General features: G+C 67.7%; 21 protein-coding genes. 14 read left to right on the plus strand and 7 right to left on the minus strand.

Going from position 1 to position 21308, the window contains the following annotated elements; translation table 11 throughout:
• Positions 1-23: 23 nt before the first annotated feature.
• Positions 24-1211, plus strand: coding sequence for a fumarylacetoacetate hydrolase family protein (locus tag QF036_RS01705; protein ID WP_307098635.1), 1188 nt, complete (start codon positions 24-26; stop codon positions 1209-1211).
• Here QF036_RS01705 and QF036_RS01710 read toward each other — a convergent pair.
• From QF036_RS01710 to QF036_RS01735, 6 genes are all read right to left on the minus strand, one after another.
• A complete protein-coding gene (locus QF036_RS01710) occupies positions 1196-1999 on the minus strand; it encodes a hypothetical protein (protein ID WP_307098637.1) in 804 nt (267 codons plus the stop codon). The two genes, QF036_RS01705 and QF036_RS01710, sit on opposite strands and share 16 nt — an antisense overlap.
• A gap of 60 nt (positions 2000-2059) precedes the next feature.
• Complete coding sequence (locus QF036_RS01715; RefSeq protein WP_307098639.1) at positions 2060-3226, minus strand: cytochrome P450; 1167 nt, start codon at positions 3224-3226, stop codon at positions 2060-2062.
• 129 nt (positions 3227-3355) lie between these two features.
• Complete coding sequence (locus QF036_RS01720; RefSeq protein ID WP_307098641.1) at positions 3356-4279, minus strand: AEC family transporter; 924 nt, start codon at positions 4277-4279, stop codon at positions 3356-3358.
• Positions 4280-4414: 135 nt separating this feature from the next.
• Complete coding sequence (locus QF036_RS01725; RefSeq protein ID WP_307098642.1) at positions 4415-4621, minus strand: hypothetical protein; 207 nt, start codon at positions 4619-4621, stop codon at positions 4415-4417.
• Between the two features lie 107 nt (positions 4622-4728).
• A complete protein-coding gene (locus QF036_RS01730; RefSeq protein ID WP_307098644.1) occupies positions 4729-5196 on the minus strand; it encodes an SRPBCC family protein in 468 nt (155 codons plus the stop codon).
• Positions 5197-5242: 46 nt separating this feature from the next.
• Positions 5243-5851: a hypothetical protein gene (locus QF036_RS01735; RefSeq protein ID WP_307098646.1), complete on the minus strand. Its 609-nt coding sequence runs from the start codon at positions 5849-5851 to the stop codon at positions 5243-5245.
• 134 nt (positions 5852-5985) lie between these two features.
• On the opposite strand from QF036_RS01735, the gene QF036_RS01740 reads away from it, so the two are divergent.
• The 4 genes from QF036_RS01740 to QF036_RS01755 all read left to right on the plus strand — a co-directional run bounded on the left by QF036_RS01740 (position 5986) and on the right by QF036_RS01755 (position 9719).
• On the plus strand, positions 5986-6363 hold the full coding sequence (locus tag QF036_RS01740; protein ID WP_003800526.1) for a VOC family protein: 378 nt from the start codon (positions 5986-5988) through the stop codon (positions 6361-6363).
• Positions 6364-6369: 6 nt separating this feature from the next.
• A complete protein-coding gene (locus QF036_RS01745) occupies positions 6370-7392 on the plus strand; it encodes a PHP domain-containing protein (RefSeq protein WP_307098648.1) in 1023 nt (340 codons plus the stop codon).
• 119 nt (positions 7393-7511) lie between these two features.
• Positions 7512-8894, plus strand: coding sequence for an MFS transporter (locus tag QF036_RS01750; protein ID WP_307098650.1), 1383 nt, complete (start codon positions 7512-7514; stop codon positions 8892-8894).
• Between the two features lie 48 nt (positions 8895-8942).
• Positions 8943-9719: an SDR family NAD(P)-dependent oxidoreductase gene (locus QF036_RS01755; RefSeq protein ID WP_307098653.1), complete on the plus strand. Its 777-nt coding sequence runs from the start codon at positions 8943-8945 to the stop codon at positions 9717-9719.
• 43 nt (positions 9720-9762) lie between these two features.
• On the opposite strand, the gene pdxA is transcribed toward QF036_RS01755, so the two are convergent.
• Entirely contained in the window at positions 9763-12147 is a 2385-nt protein-coding gene (gene pdxA, locus QF036_RS01760; protein WP_307098655.1) for a 4-hydroxythreonine-4-phosphate dehydrogenase PdxA, read from the minus strand.
• Positions 12148-12309: 162 nt separating this feature from the next.
• On the opposite strand from pdxA, the gene QF036_RS01765 reads away from it, so the two are divergent.
• From QF036_RS01765 to QF036_RS01805, 9 genes are all read left to right on the plus strand, one after another.
• Complete coding sequence (locus QF036_RS01765; RefSeq protein ID WP_307098657.1) at positions 12310-13884, plus strand: ABC transporter substrate-binding protein; 1575 nt, start codon at positions 12310-12312, stop codon at positions 13882-13884.
• 3 nt (positions 13885-13887) lie between these two features.
• Complete coding sequence (locus QF036_RS01770) at positions 13888-14823, plus strand: ABC transporter permease (RefSeq protein WP_307098659.1); 936 nt, start codon at positions 13888-13890, stop codon at positions 14821-14823.
• Positions 14820-15752, plus strand: a complete 933-nt coding sequence (locus QF036_RS01775; protein WP_307098662.1) for an ABC transporter permease — start codon at positions 14820-14822, stop codon at positions 15750-15752. Before QF036_RS01770 ends, QF036_RS01775 begins: the two co-directional genes overlap by 4 nt.
• A 1-nt stretch (position 15753) precedes the next feature.
• Positions 15754-16665 (plus strand): ABC transporter ATP-binding protein, encoded by a 912-nt coding sequence (locus QF036_RS01780; RefSeq protein ID WP_307098664.1) that lies wholly within the window; start codon positions 15754-15756, stop codon positions 16663-16665.
• On the plus strand, positions 16658-17485 hold the full coding sequence (locus QF036_RS01785; protein ID WP_307098666.1) for an ATP-binding cassette domain-containing protein: 828 nt from the start codon (positions 16658-16660) through the stop codon (positions 17483-17485). The genes QF036_RS01780 and QF036_RS01785 overlap by 8 nt, the downstream gene beginning before the upstream one ends.
• Positions 17486-17549: 64 nt before the next feature.
• Complete coding sequence (locus QF036_RS01790) at positions 17550-18539, plus strand: aldo/keto reductase (RefSeq protein ID WP_307098668.1); 990 nt, start codon at positions 17550-17552, stop codon at positions 18537-18539.
• A gap of 40 nt (positions 18540-18579) precedes the next feature.
• A complete protein-coding gene (locus tag QF036_RS01795) occupies positions 18580-19356 on the plus strand; it encodes an HpcH/HpaI aldolase family protein (protein ID WP_307098670.1) in 777 nt (258 codons plus the stop codon).
• 3 nt (positions 19357-19359) lie between these two features.
• A complete protein-coding gene (locus QF036_RS01800; RefSeq protein ID WP_307098672.1) occupies positions 19360-20622 on the plus strand; it encodes a sialidase family protein in 1263 nt (420 codons plus the stop codon).
• Positions 20619-21299, plus strand: coding sequence for an SDR family NAD(P)-dependent oxidoreductase (locus QF036_RS01805; protein WP_307098674.1), 681 nt, complete (start codon positions 20619-20621; stop codon positions 21297-21299). The genes QF036_RS01800 and QF036_RS01805 overlap by 4 nt, the downstream gene beginning before the upstream one ends.
• Positions 21300-21308: the final 9 nt, after the last annotated feature.

Genomic DNA, 21308 nt, shown 5'->3' on the forward strand with positions numbered 1-21308 from the left:
TTCCCGGGAGTTCCGTTCCGCCGGTGAGCTCTGTCCTTCCGGATGACGCTGACCAGGCGCTGCTGGTTGGCCGGATTTGGGACCCCGCCACCGGCGGTCCCCGGGTGGTGGCTCTCAGCGGGGACTCCGCCGTCGACCTGACGCGCCTCGCCGGCACCGTCTCGGAACTGCTCGAACTGCCTGATCCGGCCGCGGCAGTCCGTGCGGCGCTCCTTGACCCGGCACTGGGGGTGCAGCGGTGGGCGACGGCCGACGTCGTCGCCGCCTCGCTGGCGGGCGACACAGCCATGCCGCACCTGCTCGCCCCGGTTGACCTGCAGGTCATCAAGGCCTGCGGCGTGACGTTTGTGGACAGCATGATCGAGCGTGTGATCGAGGAACGGTGCGCTGGCGACGCCGGCAGGGCGGCCGAGATGCGCGAACTTGTCGGGAAGGCCCTCGGCGGCAGCATCGCCATGGTCCGGCCAGGGTCCCCGGAGGCGGCCGGGGCCAAGCGCGTCCTGATTGCCGAGGGGCTCTGGTCGCAATACCTCGAGGTGGGCATCGGACCGGATCCGGAGGTGTTCACGAAGGCGCCGGTACTGTCCTCGGTAGGCTTGGGCGCCGGCGTCGGGATTCCGCGGTTCTCCGCCTGGAACAATCCGGAGCCGGAACTGGTGCTGATCGTCACCTCCCGCGGCGAGGTGGTGGGCGCGACGCTGGGCAACGACGTCAACCTGCGCGACGTGGAGGGCCGCAGCGCCCTGCTGCTGGGCAAGGCCAAGGACAACAACGCATCCAGCGCCCTGGGGCCGCTGATCCGGCTCTTCGACGGCAGCTTCACGCTGGACACCCTCCGCGAGGAGGAGATCCTGCTGCGCGTCGAAGGCCCGGACGGGTACCTGCTCGAGGGGCGGAACACGCTGGCGAGGATCAGCAGGCCCTTCGAGGAGCTCGTGGCGGCCACCCGCGGCAGGCACCACCAGTATCCGGACGGCTTCGCACTGTTCACGGGCACGCTTTTCGCCCCGACCCAGGACCGCGACGAGCCGGGGCAGGGGTTCACCCACAAGCACGGGGATTTGGTGACCATCCGAAGCCGCCACCTCGGTGCCCTGATCAACCGCGTGGGCGCGGCAGAGGAGCTCCCGGAGTGGGCCTTCGGCCTGCGGCAGCTGTTCGGCTACCTCGAGGTGCAGCGGCAGGCGGAGCTACGTCAGATGCAGGAGTAGTCGTAATCGTAGCCGCCGGAGACGTACTGGGTGAGTGAGACACGGCCGCCGCCGGTCAGAGCGGCATTGGAGCAGTTGCGGGTGGCCGCGGTCAGGGTCCGTGCCCCGGCCAGCCAGCTGGGAAGCGTGAACAGCGGGCTGGCTGCGGGTACGGTACCGGCGATCTGGGACCACTGCGTGGCGGTGGAGTAGATGCCGGTCTTCGCGTTGATGCTGCTGAAGAAGGCGACCATCCCCTCCAGGTCTGCCCGGTTGGCCACCTTGTCGCCGGACCAGGAGTTTCCGGTTTCCACGTCCAGCCACCAGGTGTAGGCGGAAGGGTTGCTGATGCCGCGGATGTACGCATCGTCGTAGGCCTTGGCCCAGCCATACATGTAGGAGCAGGCCGGACCGACGTCGTTCGCCTTACAGTCGCCGTAGGGGTTGAAGACGTTGGTGCCGGCATACGTGTTGCTGGTGGGCCACCAGCTGCCGGCCAGACCGGGGTTGGCGGTGTTGACGTACAGCTGCACCTTGGGCTGGGCCGTGCTGCCCGACGAGGACGCCGCCCATGTCAGCTGGGTGGCCAGGCACGGGTTCGTGGTGTTCGCGAGGCCGTTGTTGACCCCCACGATCCCGAAAGCCGGACCCTTCGGCAGCGCCCTGCCGCACTGGGGCCAGGAAACATCATTGCCGACTCCAGCGGCGGCGGCCTCGGCCGGGACGGCCTGAAGCATCAGCACAATGGTGACGGCCAGCGCCGGAAGCCACCGGAACCTGGACAGAACTGATCGAGTAGCGGACATCATCGGCCTTCCTCGGGGCGGTCAATAAAGAAGCAACCAGCATCCGTTCGAATCCCGGCCCGGTCAAGGGGTTGTCCAGCTGACGGGCAGCTCCTTGACTCCGTAAACGATGGTGCTGTCCATCCGTTCCAGGTGGGCTCCCGGCGTGAGGGCCAGTCCGGGGAACCGGTCCAGAACGGCCTGCAGCGCGATCCTGGCTTCGAGCCTGGCCAGCGGGGCACCGAGGCAGAAGTGGATGCCGTGACCGAAGGCGAGGTGCCGGTTTGGCGTCCGGCCGATGTCGAATCGTCCAGGATCGCGGAATTGGCGCTCATCGCGGTTGGCCGAACCGATCCAGGCCACCAGCGGGGCGCCGGCCGGGATCTGGACGTCGCCCACCGCGGTGTCAGCAGCTGTCACGCGGTACATCGACTGGACGGGGGAGCGGTAGCGCAGCACCTCTTCGATGGCCTGGGGGAGCAGGGACGGCTCGGCGCGGAGCCGTTCCATAGTTCCCGGCGCTTCGGTGAAACTGAGGACGGCGTTGCCGATCAGGTTGGTGGTGGTTTCATTTCCTGCCACGAGGAGCAGGCTGCAGAAGCCCAGGAGCTCGGCCACGCTCAGCTTCTGGCCTTCGATCTCGGCCATCAGCAGGTTGCTGATCAGATCGCTGCCGGGCTGGCGTCGGCGGTGTTCGATGAGGGTCAGGAAGTACTCGGTCATCTCCCGGTTGGTGGAGCTGTGGTCGGCGGTCCGGGGGCCAGCCTGCGTCTGGCTGACGATCACGTCGGACCAGTGCTTGAACCGGTCGCGGTCCCCGGCAGGGACTCCCATGAGCTCCGCGATCACGATCACCGGCAGCGGGTAGGCCAGCTCGTCGATGAGGTCGGCTGATCCTTTGGAAGCAATGCCGTCCAGCAGCCCGTCCGTCAGCGCCGAGATGCGGGGCGCCAGGGCCTCCACTGCCTTTGGCGTAAAGGCCTGCGTCACGAGGGAGCGCAATTGCCGGTGCCGGGGCGGATCGGCGGTGATCAGGCTTGCCGCGAACAGCTGGCCGGTCTCGGACGGATCGTCTCCTCCCATCCTTGAAGAGAACGTCCCGTGTTCAGAAAGTACCCGCTGGACGTCGTCGTACCGGAAGACATGCCAGCTTCCGGATTGCTCGTCGTGGAACACCGGAGCGGATTCCCGCATCCTTTCGTAATGCGGGAACGGGTCCAGCGAAGCCCGGTCGCTGCGCACGAAGTCCATGGCCGGCCTCTCTGCTCGGCCCGGCGCCCTTCCGGCATTGACCGGGGGCGTCCAGGCGGTGGGGCCAACAGGCCCGTAGGAGCCGAGTGTATTCCGGGAAGGCGCCCGCCGTCAGTAGCCTGGCAGGACTCAGCCAAACATCCAGGCCGCGCCCAAAAGCAGCGGGACTGCCAAGGCCGATGTAATGACCGCTGTGGACTGCGCAAGGTTCTGGCCCACGCCGTACCGGATTGCGTAGAGGACCACGTTCTGGCCGGTGGGAAGGATCGCGCAGGCCGTGACAACGAAGGTGCTGAAGGTATCGAGGCGGAACACAAACACGGCAAGCAGCCAGGCGAGTGCCGGCTGGACAGCCGATTTAAGGATAACGGCGAACAGGGTGGGGACGCGGTCCACCGTGCCCTGGCGCGGTGACAGGCCGTGGAGCGACATGCCGAAGATGATCAGCATCAGTGGAACCGTCAGCTGGGCGACCAGCTTCAGAGGATCCAGCACCAGGGCCGGAAGTTCAATTCCGGCCGCGCTGACGATGACGCCGAGAATTGCCGCTACGGTGACGGGGTTGCGTAGGGGAGTGGACAGAATGCTCCACAGGGAGGACCTTTTGCCATCAGGATCGGTCAGGTCCAGGATGGTCAGCGCCACCGGGGTTATAAGCGCCAGCTGGAACAGCATGATGGGGGTGACGAACGTGGCGCTGCCGAGAATGTACAGGGACAGCGGAACGCCGAGGTTCGTGGAATTGACGATTCCCGTGGCCAGCGCACCGATGGTCGTACGCCGGACGCCCCAACTGCCGATTGCCCCGCTCAACGCGAACAGCGCCATGACGCAAAGTGCCGTGACGACGGAGATGAGGCCAGTCTGGCTGAGGACTTCGGAAATATGCCGGGACGCGATGGTGGAGAACATCAGGCTTGGCAGTCCGACCATGAAGGTCAGGGTGGACAGCACCTTCGTCCCGTGCGGTCCAAGGGCGTTTGTCCTGGCCAAAATGTAGCCGACGAGCAGGACCATGCCCACCACAAAGAATCCCTTTAAGACTCCATCCAAGCCGCTGTCCTCAATTCATTTCGCCTGCAGGCCGACGGCGCTCGGACCGACTCATAACGACGGACCCCCGGGCGGGGGTCCGTCTAATTCTGCACTGCGGTCCAGTCAGAGCGGTCCAGTTAGACCTCGGCCCGGCTACAGCCCGAGACCCCCGAGCTTGTCGCCCAACCCGCCGGGAAGCTTGTCCAGCAGGTCCGCGGGGTTGATGCCGAGCTGGGAGAGCAGCCCGGCGTGCTGGTCGGTGTCCACCTGGTCCGGCAGCTGCGTCTCGGCCTGTGCGGCCTTGTCGTTGTCGCCTTGGGACCTGAGGAATTCGAGGATCTGGGCCTTGTCGATCTGCATGGTGGTTCTCCTTTGCGATTTCCGGAACTGCTAAGGGTGCTTATTACCTTTCCGGAAAACGGCTCGCCGAACAAGTGCCGCCAGGAACCCGCGACGGAAGAAGGGGACTACGCCTTGCCGCTCCCTACGACGGACGCCAGCGACGACAGGCCCTTCTCGAAGTCGCCGCCCACCATCTTGTCCATGTTCATGAACAGTGCAAAGACCTTGCCGATGCCCTTGTGCTCGCCGGTCATGGTCCACGTGACGCGGGTGCCGCCGCCCTCCGGAACGAACGTGAAGGTGGTGGGGTTCACAGCGGCGAACGGCTTGGTGAACTCCAGCCGGATCCGAATGACATCAGGTTCCTGCGACTCGGTGATCTCCATGTTGCCGGCGCCGGCTTTGCGGTTGCCACGCCAGGCGTACCTGGCTCCAACGCCGGATTCAGCGCCGGAGTAGGTCCGCTGCATGTCCGGGTCCACGGTCTCCCATGGCGACCACTTGGGCCACTCGCGGAAGCTGTTGACCAGCGGAAACACGTCCTTGGCGGGGGCAGGGATAACTGTGCTGCGCGTGACTGAGTAGGTTGACATGGCCCCATCCTATGGCCGGCCTCCGCGGGCCATAATGCGCGGGCGATCAGGCGTTTTGTCCCGCGCGCCGCACGCTCGCCGGAACTCCGGCAGCGGTTTCCGCGCGGTCCAGCGCCTGGCCGAGGCGGTCCACGGCGTGCGGATACCCGGGATCCCAAGCGGTTTTCAGCGTCTCGGCCTCCCGCAGGGCCCTCACGAAATCAGCGGTTTCAGGCCGCCGGACGTCCGCCAGGTCCGGGTAGCTGATGGCCAGCGCGGGGTCGAGCTCGTAGCGCGCCCAGCGTCCAACGATCTCTTCATGCACGACGGCGGCCGCACGGCACAGCGGTCCGTCCACCCGCCGGCGCCGCCGGGTCTCATACCAGGAAAGCACCGCAGGGCTGCTGCGGTAGGCGGCAATGCCGCTCACCCCTGCGACGGCGGCCAGGGCCAGGCCCGCCGGTGGCGAGGCAACCGCGGGGATAAGCAGTGCCGGGGCAATCACCACCGCGCCGCCGAAAAGGTCCCAGAACAGCAGGTCAGAACTGTCGCCGTCGGACGTCTTTAAGTGATGGCGCACGATGAAAACCGTGCAGGCGACTGCGGCCGCCAGCACTGCGCTCCAGAGGACCAGTTGCAGCAGCCCCAAGGGGGCGGCTTCGGAAACTGCGGGCACCACTGCACCTCCCAAGGACGGGCGCTGCCCGGCAATTCGGGCCGCACTTAAATTGCAGCCCCTGCGAAAGCCCCGGTCAATGGGTACCGCCCCGGCCGTTTGCAGCGGCGGCCGTGCGGCGTAGCGTAGGCGCCATGCGACTCAAAATGTGCAGCATCCACGTCCAGGACCCTGCCGCGGCGCACTCCTTCTACACGGAGACCCTCGGCTTCGACACGCTCATGGCCATGCCCGAGCACAACCTCTTTATCGTCAAGGACCCCGGAGCCGGCGGCACCGTGGGACTGCTGCTGGAGCCCAGCGACAACCCCATCGCCTCCACCTACAGCAAGGGACTGTACGACGCCGGGATCCCCGCCATCGTCTTTGGCACACCGGACGTCAAGGCGGAGTACGAGCGCCTGTCCGCCGCCGGCGTCCAGTTCCGGGGCGAGCCCGCCGAGGATCCGTCGGGGATCTCCGCGGTGTTCGACGACGGCTGCGGTAACTACATCCAGCTGCACCAGGACTAGCACTGCATGGACGCCGCTGACGCCCTCAACGAGATTGCCTTCTGGCTCGAGCGCTCAGCCGCGCCGACGTTCAAGGTCCAGGCATTCCGGAAGGCGGCCGGTGTCATCAGCCCACTGACACCGGACGAGGTGGCGGAGCGCGCCCGCGACGGCAGGCTCAAGCGAACGAAGGGGATCGGGGACACCACCTTCAACGTCATCCGGCAGGCTGTGGACGGCGACGTGCCCGACTATCTGGAGAAGCTGCGCCAGGGCGGCGCCAAACCACTCGCCGCGGGGGGAGACGGGCTGCGCCCGCTGCTCCGCGGAGACCTGCACAGCCACAGTGACTGGTCCGACGGCGGTTCCCCTCCGGAGCTGATGGCTGACGCCGCCCGGCACCTGGGCCGGGAATACCTTGCCCTGACGGACCACTCGCCAAACCTCAAGATCGCCAACGGGCTGACTGCCGAGCGCCTCAGCGAGCAGCTGGACGTGGTGGCCGGGCTGAACGGCGCCGCCGACGGGAGCTTCCGGCTGCTGTCCGGCATCGAGGTGGACATCCTGGAAAACGGCGAGCTGGACCAGACGCCGGAGATGCTGGACCGGCTTGACGTGGTGGTGGCCAGCGTCCACTCCAAGCTCCGCTCGGATCGGCGCACCATGACGGAGCGGATGCTCGGCGGCATCCGGGATCCCCACACCAATGTCCTGGGCCACTGCACCGGCCGCCTGCTGCAGGGGTCCCGCGGCACCCGTCCGGAGTCCGAATTCGATGCCGAGCGGGTCTTTGCGGCGTGCGCGGAAGCCAATGTCGCCGTCGAAATCAACTCACGGCCCGAACGGCAGGACCCGCCGGACAACCTGATGCAGCTGGCACTCGAGGCCGGCTGCCTGTTCAGCATCGACAGCGACGCCCACGCCCCGGGCCAGCTCGACTTCCTGCAGTACGGCGCCGAGCGGGCCGAACGCAACGGTGTCCCGGCCGAGCGGATCATCACCACGTGGCCGCTGGACCGGCTTCTGGAGTGGCTGAACAGCAGAAACTAGCGGCGCGGGACGTTGCTCAGGAATTTAGTAAGCATAATGACTATTTTTGGAGGGAGTGGTACACCTTAATTGTTCCGTCGCGGAAGCCGGCGGACCCGTCTCTCCTTGCGAGGTGCACCATGACCGCTATGAATCCGGCGAACCATCTGGACGAACTAGGCCACCGGACCCTTAGAAAAGTGCGCGGCCGCCTCATGCCGCTCATTGTGCTGCTCTACTTCGTGGCATACCTGGACCGGAACAACGTCGGCTTCGCCAAGCTGACCATGAGTGAGGACATCGGCCTCAGTGCCGCGGCCTACGGACTCGGCGCGGGCATGTTCTTCATCGGCTATGCGCTGCTGGAAATCCCCAGCAACGCCGGCATGTACCGGTTCGGGGCCAGGAAATGGATCGCCCGCATCCTGATCTCGTGGGGCATCTTCGCCACGGCCATGGCACTGGTGAACGGGGAGACCACCTTCTACGTCATCCGCTTCTTCCTCGGCGCGGCCGAGGCCGGCTTCTTCCCTGCGATCCTCTTCTACCTGACCCTGTGGTTCCCCGCCCCGCAGCGCGTGCTGGTGCTGGGCATCTTCATCCTCGCCCAGCCCGTCTCCAACGCGCTCGGTGCCCCGGTGTCCGGCCTCCTGCTCCAGATGGAAGGCATCGCCGGCCTGCACGGGTGGCAGTGGCTGTACATCATCGAAGGCATCCCGGCCATCCTCCTCGGCCTGCTTACGCCGGTCCTCATGACGGACCGGCCAAGCCACGCGCACTGGCTCGCCGCCGACGAACGGGAATGGCTCACCCGGACCATGGACGAGGAACTCGCGCACAAGCAAAAGGGCCAGCCGCATCACTTCCTGGCCGGCCTGAAGGATTCCCGGACCGTCGCCTACTCGGCGCTGTACTTCGGCCTGGTCTGCGGCATCTACGGCCTGGGCCTGTGGATGCCCACCATCGTCGCCGCCCTCGGCAAGTTCAGCACCACCCAGGTGGGCTTTATTGTCGCCATCCCGTACACGATTGCGGCCGTGTTCGTTTACTTCTGGGGCCGCCGGTCCGACCGCACGGGCAACCGCGTGCTGCACGCCAGCATCAGCATGGTGATGGCCGCCGTCGGCCTCGTGGCTGCCGGCAGCCTGGTGCAGGTCAACGCCATCCTGGCCCTGATCGCCCTGACCCTCGCGGCCATGGGCATCTACTCCGCCATCGCCCCGTTCCTGGCGATGCCGTCCACCGCGCTGGTGGGAGCCGCCGCCGCGGCCGGCCTCGCGATGGTCAATTCACTCGGCAACCTCGGCGGCTTCGTGGCGCCGTACATCGTGGGCGTGCTCAATGACGCCACCGGCGACAACCGGTCCGGCCTGATGTTCCTGTCTGCCTGCCTCGCGGTCACCGCCGTCGCCACCTATCTGTACGCCCGCAAGCGTCCCGAGGGGCACGTGAAGCCGGGCACACACGCCGCGGTGGGCGAAGAAGCGGTGGCGGCCGACGAGTTCGACGACACCAAATACTAGACGACACCGACTACTGGACGACATCAGGCTCTAGAGGGGATCACCGACATGACGCACCACGACACGTTCCCGGCCGAACGCACCGCGGTGCTGACCGGGGCCGCTTCCGCGCGGGGCATTGGCCGGGCGACGGCGGAAATGCTCGCCAGCGAGGGCTGGTCCGTGGCCATCCTCGATGTCGACGGCGACGCGGCGAGGCGCGCGGCGGAGGACATCTCCTCGGTATACGGCGTGCTGGCCCGTGGCGTGGGCGCCGACGTCTCCGACCAGGCCGCCGTGAACGCCGCCATCGACGAGGTGGAAGCCAACATGCCGCCCATCGTGGCGCTCGCGAACCTCGCCGGCATCAGCTCACCCACGGAGTTCATGGACGAGACGCTTGAGGCGTGGGAGCGGGTCTTCAAGATCAACATGACCGGCACGTTCCTGGTCACCCAGCGCGTGCTGCGCGGAATGATCGAGCGCAGGCTCGGCCGGGTGGTCAGCGTCTCCTCCATCTCCGCGCAGCGTGGCGGAGGCACCTACTCCAAGGTGGCGTACAGCGCGTCGAAGGCAGCCATCATCGGCTTCACCCGGGCCTTGGCCAGGGAGATGGGCCAGTACAACATCACCGTCAACTGCATCGCCCCCGGCCCAGTTGACACCGACATCATGGGCGGCACCCTGACCGACGAACGCAAGGCAGACATGTCCAGGGACATCCTCGTGGGCCGGGTGGGAACTGTCCGCGACATCGCTGCCCTGATGGTGTTCCTGATGGGGGAGGACGCCGGCTACATCACCGCCGCGACGTATGACATCAACGGCGGCCTGCAGATTTCCTGACTGGTTGCTGCGGCTGCCCCGGGGCTCGGCTGCCGCGGGCGGCTCAGGCTGCCGCGGGGCTGGGCGACATCTCGGCCGCCTGGCGCAGCGCCTCGATCATGCTGCGGACGTCCACGATGCCCTTGCCTGCGATGTCGAAGGCGGTGCCGTGGTCCACGGAGGTGCGGATGACGGGCAGGCCCACGGTGATGTTGACGCCGGCTTCGATGCCGAGGACCTTGATCGGTCCGTGGCCCTGGTCGTGGTACATCGCCACGATGAGGTCGTAGTCGCCGCGACCGGCCAGGAAGAACGCCGTGTCCGCGGGGAGCGGGCCGCGGGCGTCGATGCCGTCGGCCTGGAGCTTCTCGATGGCCGGGGTGATCTTCTCGGCTTCCTCACCGTAGCCGAAGAGGCCGTTTTCGCCGGCGTGCGGGTTGATGGCGCACACTCCGATCTTCGGGTTGGCGATGCCGGCGCGCTGCATGGCGCTGTGGCCGCGGCGCACGGTCCGCTCCACCAGGCCGGGCTCGATTTTGTTGATGGCGTCGATGAGGCCTATGTGCGTGGTGACGTGGATGACCTTCACCTTGGGCGTGGACAGCATCATGGACACTTCCTCGACGCCCATGAAGTGCGCCAGCAGTTCGGTGTGGCCGGGGTAGATGTGCCCGGCCTTGTGCAGCGCGGCCTTGTTCAGGGGCGCCGTGCAGATGCCCTGGACGTGGCCGCCCATGCCCAGTTCGCAGGCGATCCGGATGTAGTGGTAGGCGGCGTTGCCGGCCTCGGCGGACTCCTGGCCCCACGGCAGGTCGGCAGAAAGCAGCTTCGGATCGATCACGTTGATCCGGCCGGCCTCGAAGACCGCCTCTCCCACCGTCTCCACCTCGACGATGTTGGCTTCCAGGCCCAGCGCCTTGGCGCCTAGCTGCAGCCGGTGGACGTCGCCGATGACCACGGGGCGGCAGTCGCGGTAGGCGTTCTCGTCGAGAAGGGCACCCACGGTCACCTCGGGGCCTACGCCGGCGCCGTCGCCCATGGTCACGGCGATGAAGGGCCGGGTGTCCTGTTCGGTTGCGTTCACTGCTGATGTCATTGGAGCTCCAGGTTTGAGGGAGGGGTGGGAAGTGCTGTTGGAAGACCGGAGGTCTTTGATGGCGGAGTAGAGCTGGACGAGGGCGTCGTCGTCGCCGAAGCTGCCGGGCTTGGTGCCCACCAGCCGCCCGTCGTCGGAAAGGCTGACCACGGCGCCGTGCTGTACGGACGCCAGCGGGGTCAGCGAGCGGACGCCGAGGGCGTCGAGTACCTCGCGGGCCGTTTCGCCGCCGGTGAGGATCAGGTCTGTGGCTGACGCGGGACCAGTTGCCGCGTCCGCGGCCAGCCGCGCCAGGTTCTGTACGATCCTGCCGGACTCGTCGGGATTGACGACGTCGGCACTGACAGTCAGGGCTGCCGGCTCGCCTGCCGCCAGAAGCCGGTGAGCTTCCGCGAGCCGTGGACGGAAATCCTCCGGACGCTGCAGCTCGTCGGGAGCGATGCGCAGTGCGGTGAAGCCGCCGGCTTCCAGGTTCCGCAGCTGCGCCGCCGCCTTCGCCGAGGCGGAGCCGACGGCGGCCAGCACCGTCCGGGGGACGCCCGCCGTCGTCAGACGGTGTGACACGTGCTGTTGCGCGTTTCGCGCAGAGCCGGGGCACAGCTTCGCGGCCAGCAGCAGGGCCATTCCGCCGGTTCCGGCCAGTACGATGCGCCGCCCGCCGGCCCTGAAGTCCAGGTCCAGCAGCGCGTCCGCGACGGCCTCCAGGTCGGCCGGAGTCTCGCCGTCGACAATCACGGTGGCAGGAGCGGCACTGGATGGTGTTTCAGACAGTGCCTCGCCAGACAGCGCCTTGCCAGATAGTGCCTTGCGAAGGACGGCGGCGAGGCCGCCCGACCGCACCACGGACAGCTCCGCGAGCTGCACTGCAGAGCCAGGACCCAGCAGCTGCGCGATCTCCGCGGGCGGGGCGGCTGCCTCTGCCCGCCACAGTTCGGTGCGGTCCAGCCGGACGCCGTCGGTAAAGGGCCGGCCGCCCACGACTGTCCGGTTCAGCTGGGGGAGGGCGCCGGCCACCACAACGTGATGGCCCAGGGCCGAAAGTGCCGCGAGCTCCGGGCCAACATTGCCCCGCCACAGCGAGTCGATTTTCTTGAACAGGACACCTGCGTCGTTTGCAGCGGGGCTGCCGAAGACGGCTGCCGCAGCCGCGGCTGCCGACTCCGGGGCCACGGCGCGTGAGTGGGTGTCGACAACCACGACATCCGGACGGTGGCCGGCGTCTGCGCCTTCCACAACCGTGTCTGCCGCCGGAGCGGACAGGAGGAGCCGCGTGTCCAGCCCTTGGGCTGCAAAGCATTGCCCTACTTCTGCTGCGCCGGAAAAGTCATCGGCCTGGATGAGGACTGCAGTCACGTCGTCCTCCCTTCTTCTATGGATCGGTAGCACCATGATGGCATGTTTGCGCGAATTGCGCTAGAGCGGTTGCGCATTTCGCGCAGAGATGGCAGAGTGATGCATGTAACACGGCGCAGGCCATCCGGCCGCCAGCCGTCCCATTCAACCGAGAGGTCAACGATGACCGTTCTTCCTCAAGGAAGTGAGATCTCACGGCGCCGCCTCCTGCAGTTTGGCGCAGCCGCCGGATTTCTCCTGGGCACAGGCTCCATGGCCGGGTGTGCCGGCCCCACAGGCCTGCCGGGACCCAGCACCCTGACGCTGGCCCTCAACAGGTCCCTCGTCAGCCTGGACAACAAGCTCAACCAGTTCGACGCCGCCGTCACCGTGCAGCGTGCCGTGCGGCAGGGCCTGACCGCCATCGGCCCCGAAACCAAGCCCATCCTGATCCTGGCGGACCGCTTTGAGATGACCTCGCCCACCGCGTGGACGGTGCGCCTGCGCGAAGGCGTCCGGTATTCGGACGGCACCGCGGTGGCCATCGAGGACATTGCCACCGCACTGAAGATGTACCAGCAGGTGCAGGGCTCCTTCGTCGCCGGGTTCTTCCCGGAATTCCCCACAGTGGTACCGGTGGATGACAGGACGTTCCGGATGGAGTCCAAGAACCCCATCCCCATCCTCGATTCCCTGATGAGCATGATCCTGATCAGCCCGGCAGCCAAGAACAAGCCGGAGGAGCTGCAGGAAGGCGTGGGCACCGGCCCGTACGTGGTGACCAAGTTCAACCGCGGCGCCGGCACCTACAGCCTCAAGCGCAACGAGAACTACTGGGGCCCCGCCCCCAAGGTGGACAACGTCGAGGTCCGGTTCCTGCCGGAGGAATCCAGCCGCGTCATCGCGCTGCGCAGCGGCGAGGTGGACGTCATTGACTCCATCACGCCCGACTCGCGCGAGCAGCTGGCCGGACTTCCCGGCGTCGTCCTGGCCGAGGCGTCCAGCCTCCGGCTGAACCAGATCTTCTACAACTTCCGCAAGCCGGCCAGCCACCCGCTTTCCGACGTCCGCGTCCGCCAGGCCCTCAGCTGGGCTGTCGACGGCGAGGCGCTGGTCAAGGACGTCCTGGTCGACTCGGTCAGCGAAGCCGAAGGTGTGGTCCCGTCCAGCCTCACCGGCTTCGCCAAGACCGGCAATTACACCTACGACCCCGAGAAGGCCAAGGCCACGCTGAAGAGCCTCGGCGTCACGGACCTCAACCTGAAGATCATCTGGGAAACCGGCGAGTTCGCGTCCGACACCTCCGTGATGGAGGCGCTGGTGGAGATGTTCGGCAACATCGGCGTGAAGACCCAGCTGCAGCAGTTCGAGCCCGGCGGCAACATCCTGGCCTGGCGCCAGGGCAAGCAGGGCGACTGGGACCTGCTGGGCAACGGTTTCAGCAGCCCTACCGGCCTGGCCATCACCATGATGCAGGGCATGTACGCCGGAACCGCGGAGAAGGAAAAGACCCGCGACACCTACCAGGGCTACGTGGTCCCGGACGTGCAGGCAAAGATCCAGGCCGCGTCCTCCGAGGTGGATCCGGTACGCCGGGAGCAGCTGCTCGCCACTGCGCAGAAGGCCATCTGGGACACCTGGCCGTGCGCGTGGGCATTCGTTCCCAAGTCGGTGCTGGCCCATCAGAAGCGCGTGGCAGGCCTGGCCCTGGCGCCCACCAACTCCTACCCCCTTGTTGACGTCCGGCTGGAGGCCTGAGTCATGACGAACTACATCCTCAAGCGGCTGGGCCAAGGCCTGCTGACCGTGTTCCTGACGGTCTCCACGGTCTTCATCCTGATCCGCCTCGCTCCGGGTGATCCGGCCGTGTCCTACGCCGGACCGCTGGCCACCACCGAGCAGCTGGCCAAGGTCCGCGAGCAGTTCGGCCTGGACCGTCCCGTGCTGGAGCAGTACTGGATCTTCCTGCAGCAGCTGTTCACCGGCAACCTCGGCACGTCCTACTCGTTCCAGGCGCCGGCCATGCAGGTGGTGGCCGAGCGGATGCCGTACACGCTCACCCTCGCCACCGCGGCCATCCTCCTCACCGCTGTGGTCGCCATCCCGCTGGGGGTGTGGATGGCCCGCCGACCGGACACCAACCGGGAACTCGGCGTCAACGTCCTCACCATAGCCGGGCAGTCCATGCCGGACTTCTGGACCGGCATCATGCTCCTGACCGGGTTCGCCGTCCTGATCCCGCTGTTCCCGGCCTCGGGCTTCGCCACCTGGGGCGGACTGGTCCTCCCCACGGTCACCATCGCCATCCTGCAGATCGCGTTGATCTCACGGATGGTGCGGCGTGAGATGACTGCCAACTTCGCGGCCCCCTACCTGACCGTCGCGCGGTCCAGGGGAGTGGGCGGCCCGGCGCTGACCTGGCGCTATGCCATGGGCAACTCCGCCATTCCGGTCTTCACCGCCCTGGGCACGCGCTTCGCGGCCATGCTGAATGGCGTGGTGGTGGTGGAAGTCGTGTTCGCCTGGCCCGGCGTCGGCTCCCTGATTGTCCGGGCCCTCGAAACGCGCGACTATCCCCTCATCCAGGCGACCGTCCTGCTGACGTCCCTGCTGGCCGTAGCCGTCCAGCTTGTCATCGACCTCGCCTACCCGCTTCTTGATCCCCGCGTTCGTCTTGGAAAGGCGGCAGCAGCATGAGCATCAGCGACACCGCAACGCCGGCGGCATCCGCCGCGCAACCATCCCGGACGCCGTCCCCGAGCGCCGTCACCAAGGAACTCGTCGCGAAGGCGGGGGCCACCCGCCGCCGCAACGCCGCCAAGTGGAAACTGCGCATCGGCGCCGTCTGCACGCTGCTCGTCATCATTCCCATCCTGCTGGCCCAGGTGCTTCCGCTGCCGGACGCCAACCACCAGGACCTCTCCGCCCGGCGGCTGGCTCCGCTCATGGACGGCCACCTGTTCGGCACCGACCAGCTGGGACGCGACCTTCTCTCCCGCGTCCTGCACGGGGGCCAGGTCTCCCTGACCATCGGGATCCTGGCCGTGGTGGTCTCCGGCGCCATCGGCATCATCCTCGGTGCCACCGCCGGCTACTTCGGCGGCTGGGTGGACACAGTGGTCTCCCGCCTCCTCGAAGCCCAGATGTCCCTGCCGCTCCTCATGATGCTGCTCCTGGTGGTGGCGCTCTTCGGCCCCTCGATCCCGGTCATCACCTTCGTGATCGCCATAGCCCAATGGCCCGAAGTGGCCCGGCTGACGCGGTCTATGGTGCTCGTGGAACGCGAAAAGCCCTACGTCTCGGCGGCCCGGATCCTGGGCCTGCACCGCATCCAGATCCTCATCCAGCACATCATCCCGAACGTCATCAAGCAGGCCACCCTGGTTGTCCTGCTTCTCCTGGCCCAGGCCGTGCTCCTGGAAAGCGCCCTGAGCTTCCTCGGCGCCGGCCCGCAGCGTCCGTTTGCCACCTGGGGACGGATCATCTCGGACGGCCAGGACTACATCACCACCTCTTGGTGGATGGTCACCCTGCCCGGCCTGGTGATCGTGCTGATGGTGGTGGGCGTGAACCTGCTGGGCGACGGCCTCCGCGACCGTCCCCGCCGCAAGAAGAAGGGTGCCTGACATGAACGCACAACCCGCCGCCACGAAGGACTACACGGAGCCGGCCCTGCTTGAGGTCCGCGACTTCCAGGTGGAGCTGATCACCGACGCCGGCATCATCCGGGCCGTGGATTCCGTGAACTTCAGCATCCACCGCGGTGAAACGGTCACCATCATCGGTGAGTCCGGTTCGGGCAAATCGACGACGGCGATGGGCATCCTCCGCCTGCTCCCGGACGATCTGGCGGTGCTTTCCGGCACCGTGCTCATCGACGGCGTGGACGTGGTCGCCGAGCCCAAGGCCATCGACAAGGTCCGCGGCCGCACCCTCGCGCTCATCCCGCAGGACCCGATGACGGCGCTGAGCCCCGTGCATTCCATCGGCAGCCAGCTCTCCGAGGCCATCCGGATCGCCAGCGCCGCCTCCAAGGACAAGGGCGCCGTCCGGGCCCGCGCCATCCGGCTGCTGGAACAGGTGCACATTCCCACACCGGAAGTGCAGCTGAAGAAGTACCCGCACCAGCTCTCCGGCGGCATGCTCCAGCGCGTGCTGATCGCGATCGCCCTGGCCAGCGAACCCCAGCTCCTGGTGGCCGACGAACCCACTTCGGCGCTGGACGTCACGGTCCAGGCCGGCATCCTCGACCTCCTGCTGGAACTGCAGGAGCAGCGCGGCATCGGCATCCTGATGATCACGCACGACCTCGGCGTGGCCCGGCTCATCTCAGACCGCATCCATGTGATGAAGGACGGCTCCTTCGTGGAGTCCGGCGATGTCCAGCAGGTCGTGGAGCACCCGGCCACCGAGTACACCCGCAACCTGCTGGCGGCCGTGCCGGTCTTGGGGCCGTGGGACGAAACCCCTGCCGGCAACACGCAGTCCGACCCAGCGGCAGCGGCCGCCCTGACCAACACCGGAGCCAGCCATGACTAAGCCGTTTCTCTCTGTCGAGAACCTCGTGGTGGACTACCACGTGCCGGGCGGAACATTCCGCGCCGTGGATGACGTCTCCTTCTCCGTGGACAAAGGCAAGACGATCGCCGTCGTCGGGGAATCCGGCTGCGGCAAGTCCACGATCGCCAAGGCGCTGATGCGGCTGGTGACCCCGGCCAGCGGCCGGATCGAACTGGACGGGACGGACATCGCAGCCATGAGCGAAGCCAAGCTGCGGCCGCTCCGTTCGAAGTTCCAGATGGTCTTCCAGGATCCGTACGGTTCCCTGGACCCGCACCTCACCGCGCAGGAGATCGTGGCCGAACCGCTGAAGCTGCAGGGCGTCCGGTCCAAGGCCGAACGGCACAAGGAAGCCGCGAAGCTGATCGACCAGGTGGGCCTGCCGGCCAAGTCCCTGGACCGCCACCCTGCGGAGTTCTCCGGCGGCCAGCGGCAACGCATCGGCATTGCTAGGGCGCTCGCCTCCAAGCCGGAACTGCTGGTCTGCGACGAAGCCACGAGTGCGCTGGACGTGTCCGTCCAGGCCCAGGTGCTGCGGCTGCTGAAGTCCATCCAGGACGAAACTGGCATCACTTACGTGTTCATCTCGCACAACCTTGGCGTGGTGCAGGAGATCAGCGATAGCGTCATGGTCATGCAGCGCGGCAAGCTCGTGGAGCACGGAACAACGGCGCAGGTGCTGACCGCGCCCCGGGAGGACTACACCCGCAAGCTCCGCCGTGCCGCCCTCGACCCGTCCACCATGCGCGGCCTCAAGCCGCGCCACGTCGTCCGGTCGCTGGCGCTGAAAGATGCCTGACCCGGCTGCCTGAACCTCTGAAACCCTGAAACCGACCGATACTGCAACCACGGAGAATCAACGCATGAGCAAGCAGCCAGAAGGCACCCCGGTGGAAGGACTGAAGCTTCCCATCTCACGGCTGGTCCTGGGCACCATGACGTTCGGCGACACCGCCGATGAGGCCACCGCCGGACGCATGGTGGAGGAGGCGCTCGACGCCGGCATCACCACCATCGACACCGCCAACGCGTACGTGGGCGGGGTGACAGAGGAGATGCTCGCCCGCCTCCTCAAGGGGCGCCGCGACGAGGTCATCCTCGCCTCCAAGGCCGGCATGCCGCACGCGGACCACGGCCAGCACTCGCCACTGTCCCCGGAAGGGCTGCGCAACAGCGTGGAGGGCAGCCTGCGCCGGCTCGGCGTGGACAGCATCGACCTGTTCTATCTCCACCAGCCGGACCGTGCCACCCCGCTGCAGGACACCCTGCGCACCGTGGCGGACCTGGCGGCAGAAGGGAAGATCGGGGCGCTGGGGGTCTCCAACTTCGCGGCCTGGCAGATCGCCGACGTGATCCACGTTGCCCGCGAGGTGGGCGCGCCCGCCCCCGTGGTGGCGCAGCAGCTCTACAACCTGGTGGCCCGGCGGGTGGAGGAGGAATACCTCGAGTTCGCGGCCACCCACAACGTCCACACCATGGTCTACAACCCGCTCGGCGGCGGCCTGCTCACCGGCAAGCACAGCTTCGAGGCCAAGCCCTCGGAGGGCCGCTTCGGTGATTCCAAGCTCGCCGCCATGTACACCCAGCGCTACTGGGACAAGCAGCTGTTCGACGCCGTCAGCGCCCTGGCCGGCATCGCCGAAGGGGCAGGCATCACCCTGGCCGAGCTGTCCCTGCGCTGGCTCGCCTACCGGACCGGCGTCGGCTCGATGCTGCTGGGCGGTTCCAAGGTGGAGCAGCTGCGCTCCAACATCGCCGCCGTGGCCAAGGGACCGCTGCCGGAGGACGTCAGTGCTGCGTGCGACGCCGTCGGCTCCGGGCTCCGCGGACCCATGCCGGCCTACAACCGCTGATTACCCGCTGATTTCCCGAACTGAAGGCAGAAGACACCACATGACATCTGAACTCGCTACCGAATTCGCCCGCAAGGTCCGCGCCCGGGAGCAGGCCGTCGGCTACTGGGCAGTGCTGGACGCGCCCGTGGCAACGGAACGCATCAGCCGGCTCGGCTACGACTACGTGGCCCTGGACGCGCAGCACGGGCTGCTCGGCTACTCCGGCGTGCTGAACGGCCTGATGGCCATCGACGCCGGGCACACCGCCGTCGGCATGGTGCGGGTGGAGGCCAACGACTTCACCGCGATCGGCAAGGCGCTCGACGCCGGCGCCGTCGGCGTGATCGTCCCGCTCGTCAACAATGCCGCGGATGCCGCGGCCGCAGTCGCCGCCGCGAAGTACCCGCCGCTGGGCGGGCGGTCCTACGGGCCCATGCGCTCGGCCCTGCGGATCGGCCCGGTGCCCGCCGAAGCCAACGCCGCCACCCTGGTCTTCGCCATGATCGAGACGCCCGAGGGGCTGGCCAACGTGAAGGAGATCTGCGCGACGCCCGGCCTGGACGGCATCTACGTGGGCCCCTCGGACCTGGCCATCGCCGTCGGCGGCGCCTTCCCGGGCGATCCCGCCATCGAGGCCGAGTTCAACGCGGCGCTGGATACCATCGCCGATGCGGCCGCCTCGGCAGGCATCGCGGCCGGAATCCACACCGCCGCCGGGGAGATTGCCGCCCAGCGGCTGCGCCAGGGCTACACGTTCACCACCGTCGCGTCGGACCTGACCCACCTGGAGCTGGCCGCCAAGGCGCACCTGGCCGCCGCAAAGTCGGAGGGCTGAGGGATGCAGACAACCAACGCCGGCTACAGCACCATCACCCCCGACGGCGCCGTGAAGCGCGCGGACGGCGCGGACTTCGCGTACCTGCCGGCGCCCACCGTGCAGAGCCACGCCGCCAACCTTCTGACCCTGCCGGACGGCCGCCTCGGCTGCGTATGGTTCGGCGGCACCCAGGAAGGCGTGCCGGACATCTCCATCTGGTTCTCCACCCTGGAGCCGGGCAGCGGCCAGTGGTCACCGGCGCAGCAGCTTTCGGATGACCCCACCCGGTCGGAGCAGAACCCCATCCTGTTCACGGCGCCGGGCCCTGCCGGTCAAGACGCAGTCCTCTGGCTCCTGTACACCGCGCAGAAGGCGGGCAACCAGGACACGGCGGAGGTCCGCCGTCGTACTTCCACAGACAGCGGCCGCACCTGGGGGCCGGTGGAAACGCTGTTCCCCGCCAACGAAACGGGCGGCGTCTTCGTCCGGCAGCTGCCGGTGCTGCTGCCGTCCGGCCGCCTGATCATCCCGATCTTCCGCTGCATCACCACACCGGGGGAGAAGTGGGTGGGCAACAGCGACGACAGTGCCGTGATGATTTCCGACGACGGCGGGGCCACCTGGAGCGAGCACATCCTGCCGGGGAGCCTGGGCTGCGTCCACATGAACATCCAGCCCGTGGCCGACGGCTCGCTGCTGGCGCTGTTCCGCAGCCGCTGGGCCGACGCGATCTACGAATCCCGCTCCACCGATGACGGCACCACGTGGAGCGAGCCCGTTCCCACCGAGCTGCCCAACAACAACTCCTCCATCCAGTTCGCGGCGCTCGCCGACGGCCGCCTGGCGCTGGTCTACAACCACAGCCGCGCGGAGGAGAACACTGAGCGGCGGCTCTCGCTGTACGACGAAATTGACGACGACGGCCTGGCTGCCGAACAGGGCCAGCTCACCGAACCGGGTCCGGCTGCCGGCGCCGGAACGGACGACGGCGGGCGGCGCGCCTTCTGGGGGACGCCGCGCTCGCCCATGACGCTGGCCATCTCGGAGGACTCGGGCCGCAGCTGGCCCGTCCGGCGCAACCTCGACGTGGGGGACGGCTACTGCCTGTCCAACAACTCCCGCGACGGCCTGAACCGGGAGTACTCCTACCCGTCGGTCCACCAAGGCCCGGACGGTGCGCTGAACATCGCGTACACCTACTTCCGGCAGGCCATCAAGTACGTCCGCGTGGACCCGCAGTGGGCCTATGAGGGCAGCACGACGCCAGGTGGCGATGAGCGGTGACCGGCGCCCGCCACGCGATTGTCACGGGCTGCAGCTCCGGCATCGGCAGGGCGATCGCCGAACGGCTGCTGGCCGACGGCTGGGCCGTCACCGGGCTGAGCCGCAGCGAGACATCGCTGGGGCCAAGATTCCGGTGGCTGCACGCGGACCTGTCCGACCCAGCATCGGTGGCGGAAACCGCGGCGGGATTTGACCCCGCGGACGCGCTGGTGCACGCCGCCGGATACCAGCGCACTGCGCTGCTGGGCGAGCTGGACCCGGAGGCGCTCGCCGGCATGTTCGCCGTGCACGTCGGGGCCGCCAGTGCGCTGGCCAACGAGGTAGTGCCGCGTATGCCCGACGGCGGCCGGGTGCTGCTGATCGGCAGCCGGACCTCCACGGGCGCGGCCGGCAAGAGCCAGTACGCTGCCACGAAGGCGGCGCTGATGGGCATGGGCAGGACGTGGGCGCAGGAGCTTGCCCCGCGCGGCATCACAGTTAATGTGCTGTCGCCGGGGCCCACGGACACGCCCATGCTGGCTGACCCCGGGCGGGCGGCCACACCGCCCATGCTGCCGGCCCTCGGCCAGCTCGTGGATCCCGAGGACGTTGCGGCGCTCGCCGGTTTCCTGCTCGGGCCGCACGGAAAGTCCATCACGGGTCAGAACTACGTGATTTGCGGCGGCGCCTCCCTGTGAGTCGCGCGG

This window comes from Arthrobacter globiformis, assembly GCF_030817195.1.
Taxonomy (GTDB): Bacteria; Actinomycetota; Actinomycetes; order Actinomycetales; family Micrococcaceae; genus Arthrobacter; species Arthrobacter globiformis_D.

What these genes read in the sequence shown, in the direction of transcription:
- QF036_RS01710 (WP_307098637.1), bottom strand. Translation starts at nt 1,999, where the DNA reads ATGATGTCCGCTACTCGATCAGTTCTGTCCAGGTTCCGGTGGCTTCCG.
- QF036_RS01715 (WP_307098639.1), bottom strand. Translation starts at nt 3,226, where the DNA reads ATGGACTTCGTGCGCAGCGACCGGGCTTCGCTGGACCCGTTCCCGCAT.
- QF036_RS01725 (WP_307098642.1), bottom strand. Translation starts at nt 4,621, where the DNA reads ATGCAGATCGACAAGGCCCAGATCCTCGAATTCCTCAGGTCCCAAGGC.
- QF036_RS01730 (WP_307098644.1), bottom strand. Translation starts at nt 5,196, where the DNA reads ATGTCAACCTACTCAGTCACGCGCAGCACAGTTATCCCTGCCCCCGCC.
- QF036_RS01740 (WP_003800526.1), top strand. Translation starts at nt 5,986, where the DNA reads ATGCGACTCAAAATGTGCAGCATCCACGTCCAGGACCCTGCCGCGGCG.
- QF036_RS01745 (WP_307098648.1), top strand. Translation starts at nt 6,370, where the DNA reads ATGGACGCCGCTGACGCCCTCAACGAGATTGCCTTCTGGCTCGAGCGC.
- QF036_RS01750 (WP_307098650.1), top strand. Translation starts at nt 7,512, where the DNA reads ATGACCGCTATGAATCCGGCGAACCATCTGGACGAACTAGGCCACCGG.
- QF036_RS01755 (WP_307098653.1), top strand. Translation starts at nt 8,943, where the DNA reads ATGACGCACCACGACACGTTCCCGGCCGAACGCACCGCGGTGCTGACC.
- QF036_RS01765 (WP_307098657.1), top strand. Translation starts at nt 12,310, where the DNA reads ATGACCGTTCTTCCTCAAGGAAGTGAGATCTCACGGCGCCGCCTCCTG.
- QF036_RS01770 (WP_307098659.1), top strand. Translation starts at nt 13,888, where the DNA reads ATGACGAACTACATCCTCAAGCGGCTGGGCCAAGGCCTGCTGACCGTG.
- QF036_RS01775 (WP_307098662.1), top strand. Translation starts at nt 14,820, where the DNA reads ATGAGCATCAGCGACACCGCAACGCCGGCGGCATCCGCCGCGCAACCA.
- QF036_RS01780 (WP_307098664.1), top strand. Translation starts at nt 15,754, where the DNA reads ATGAACGCACAACCCGCCGCCACGAAGGACTACACGGAGCCGGCCCTG.
- QF036_RS01785 (WP_307098666.1), top strand. Translation starts at nt 16,658, where the DNA reads ATGACTAAGCCGTTTCTCTCTGTCGAGAACCTCGTGGTGGACTACCAC.
- QF036_RS01790 (WP_307098668.1), top strand. Translation starts at nt 17,550, where the DNA reads ATGAGCAAGCAGCCAGAAGGCACCCCGGTGGAAGGACTGAAGCTTCCC.
- QF036_RS01795 (WP_307098670.1), top strand. Translation starts at nt 18,580, where the DNA reads ATGACATCTGAACTCGCTACCGAATTCGCCCGCAAGGTCCGCGCCCGG.
- QF036_RS01800 (WP_307098672.1), top strand. Translation starts at nt 19,360, where the DNA reads ATGCAGACAACCAACGCCGGCTACAGCACCATCACCCCCGACGGCGCC.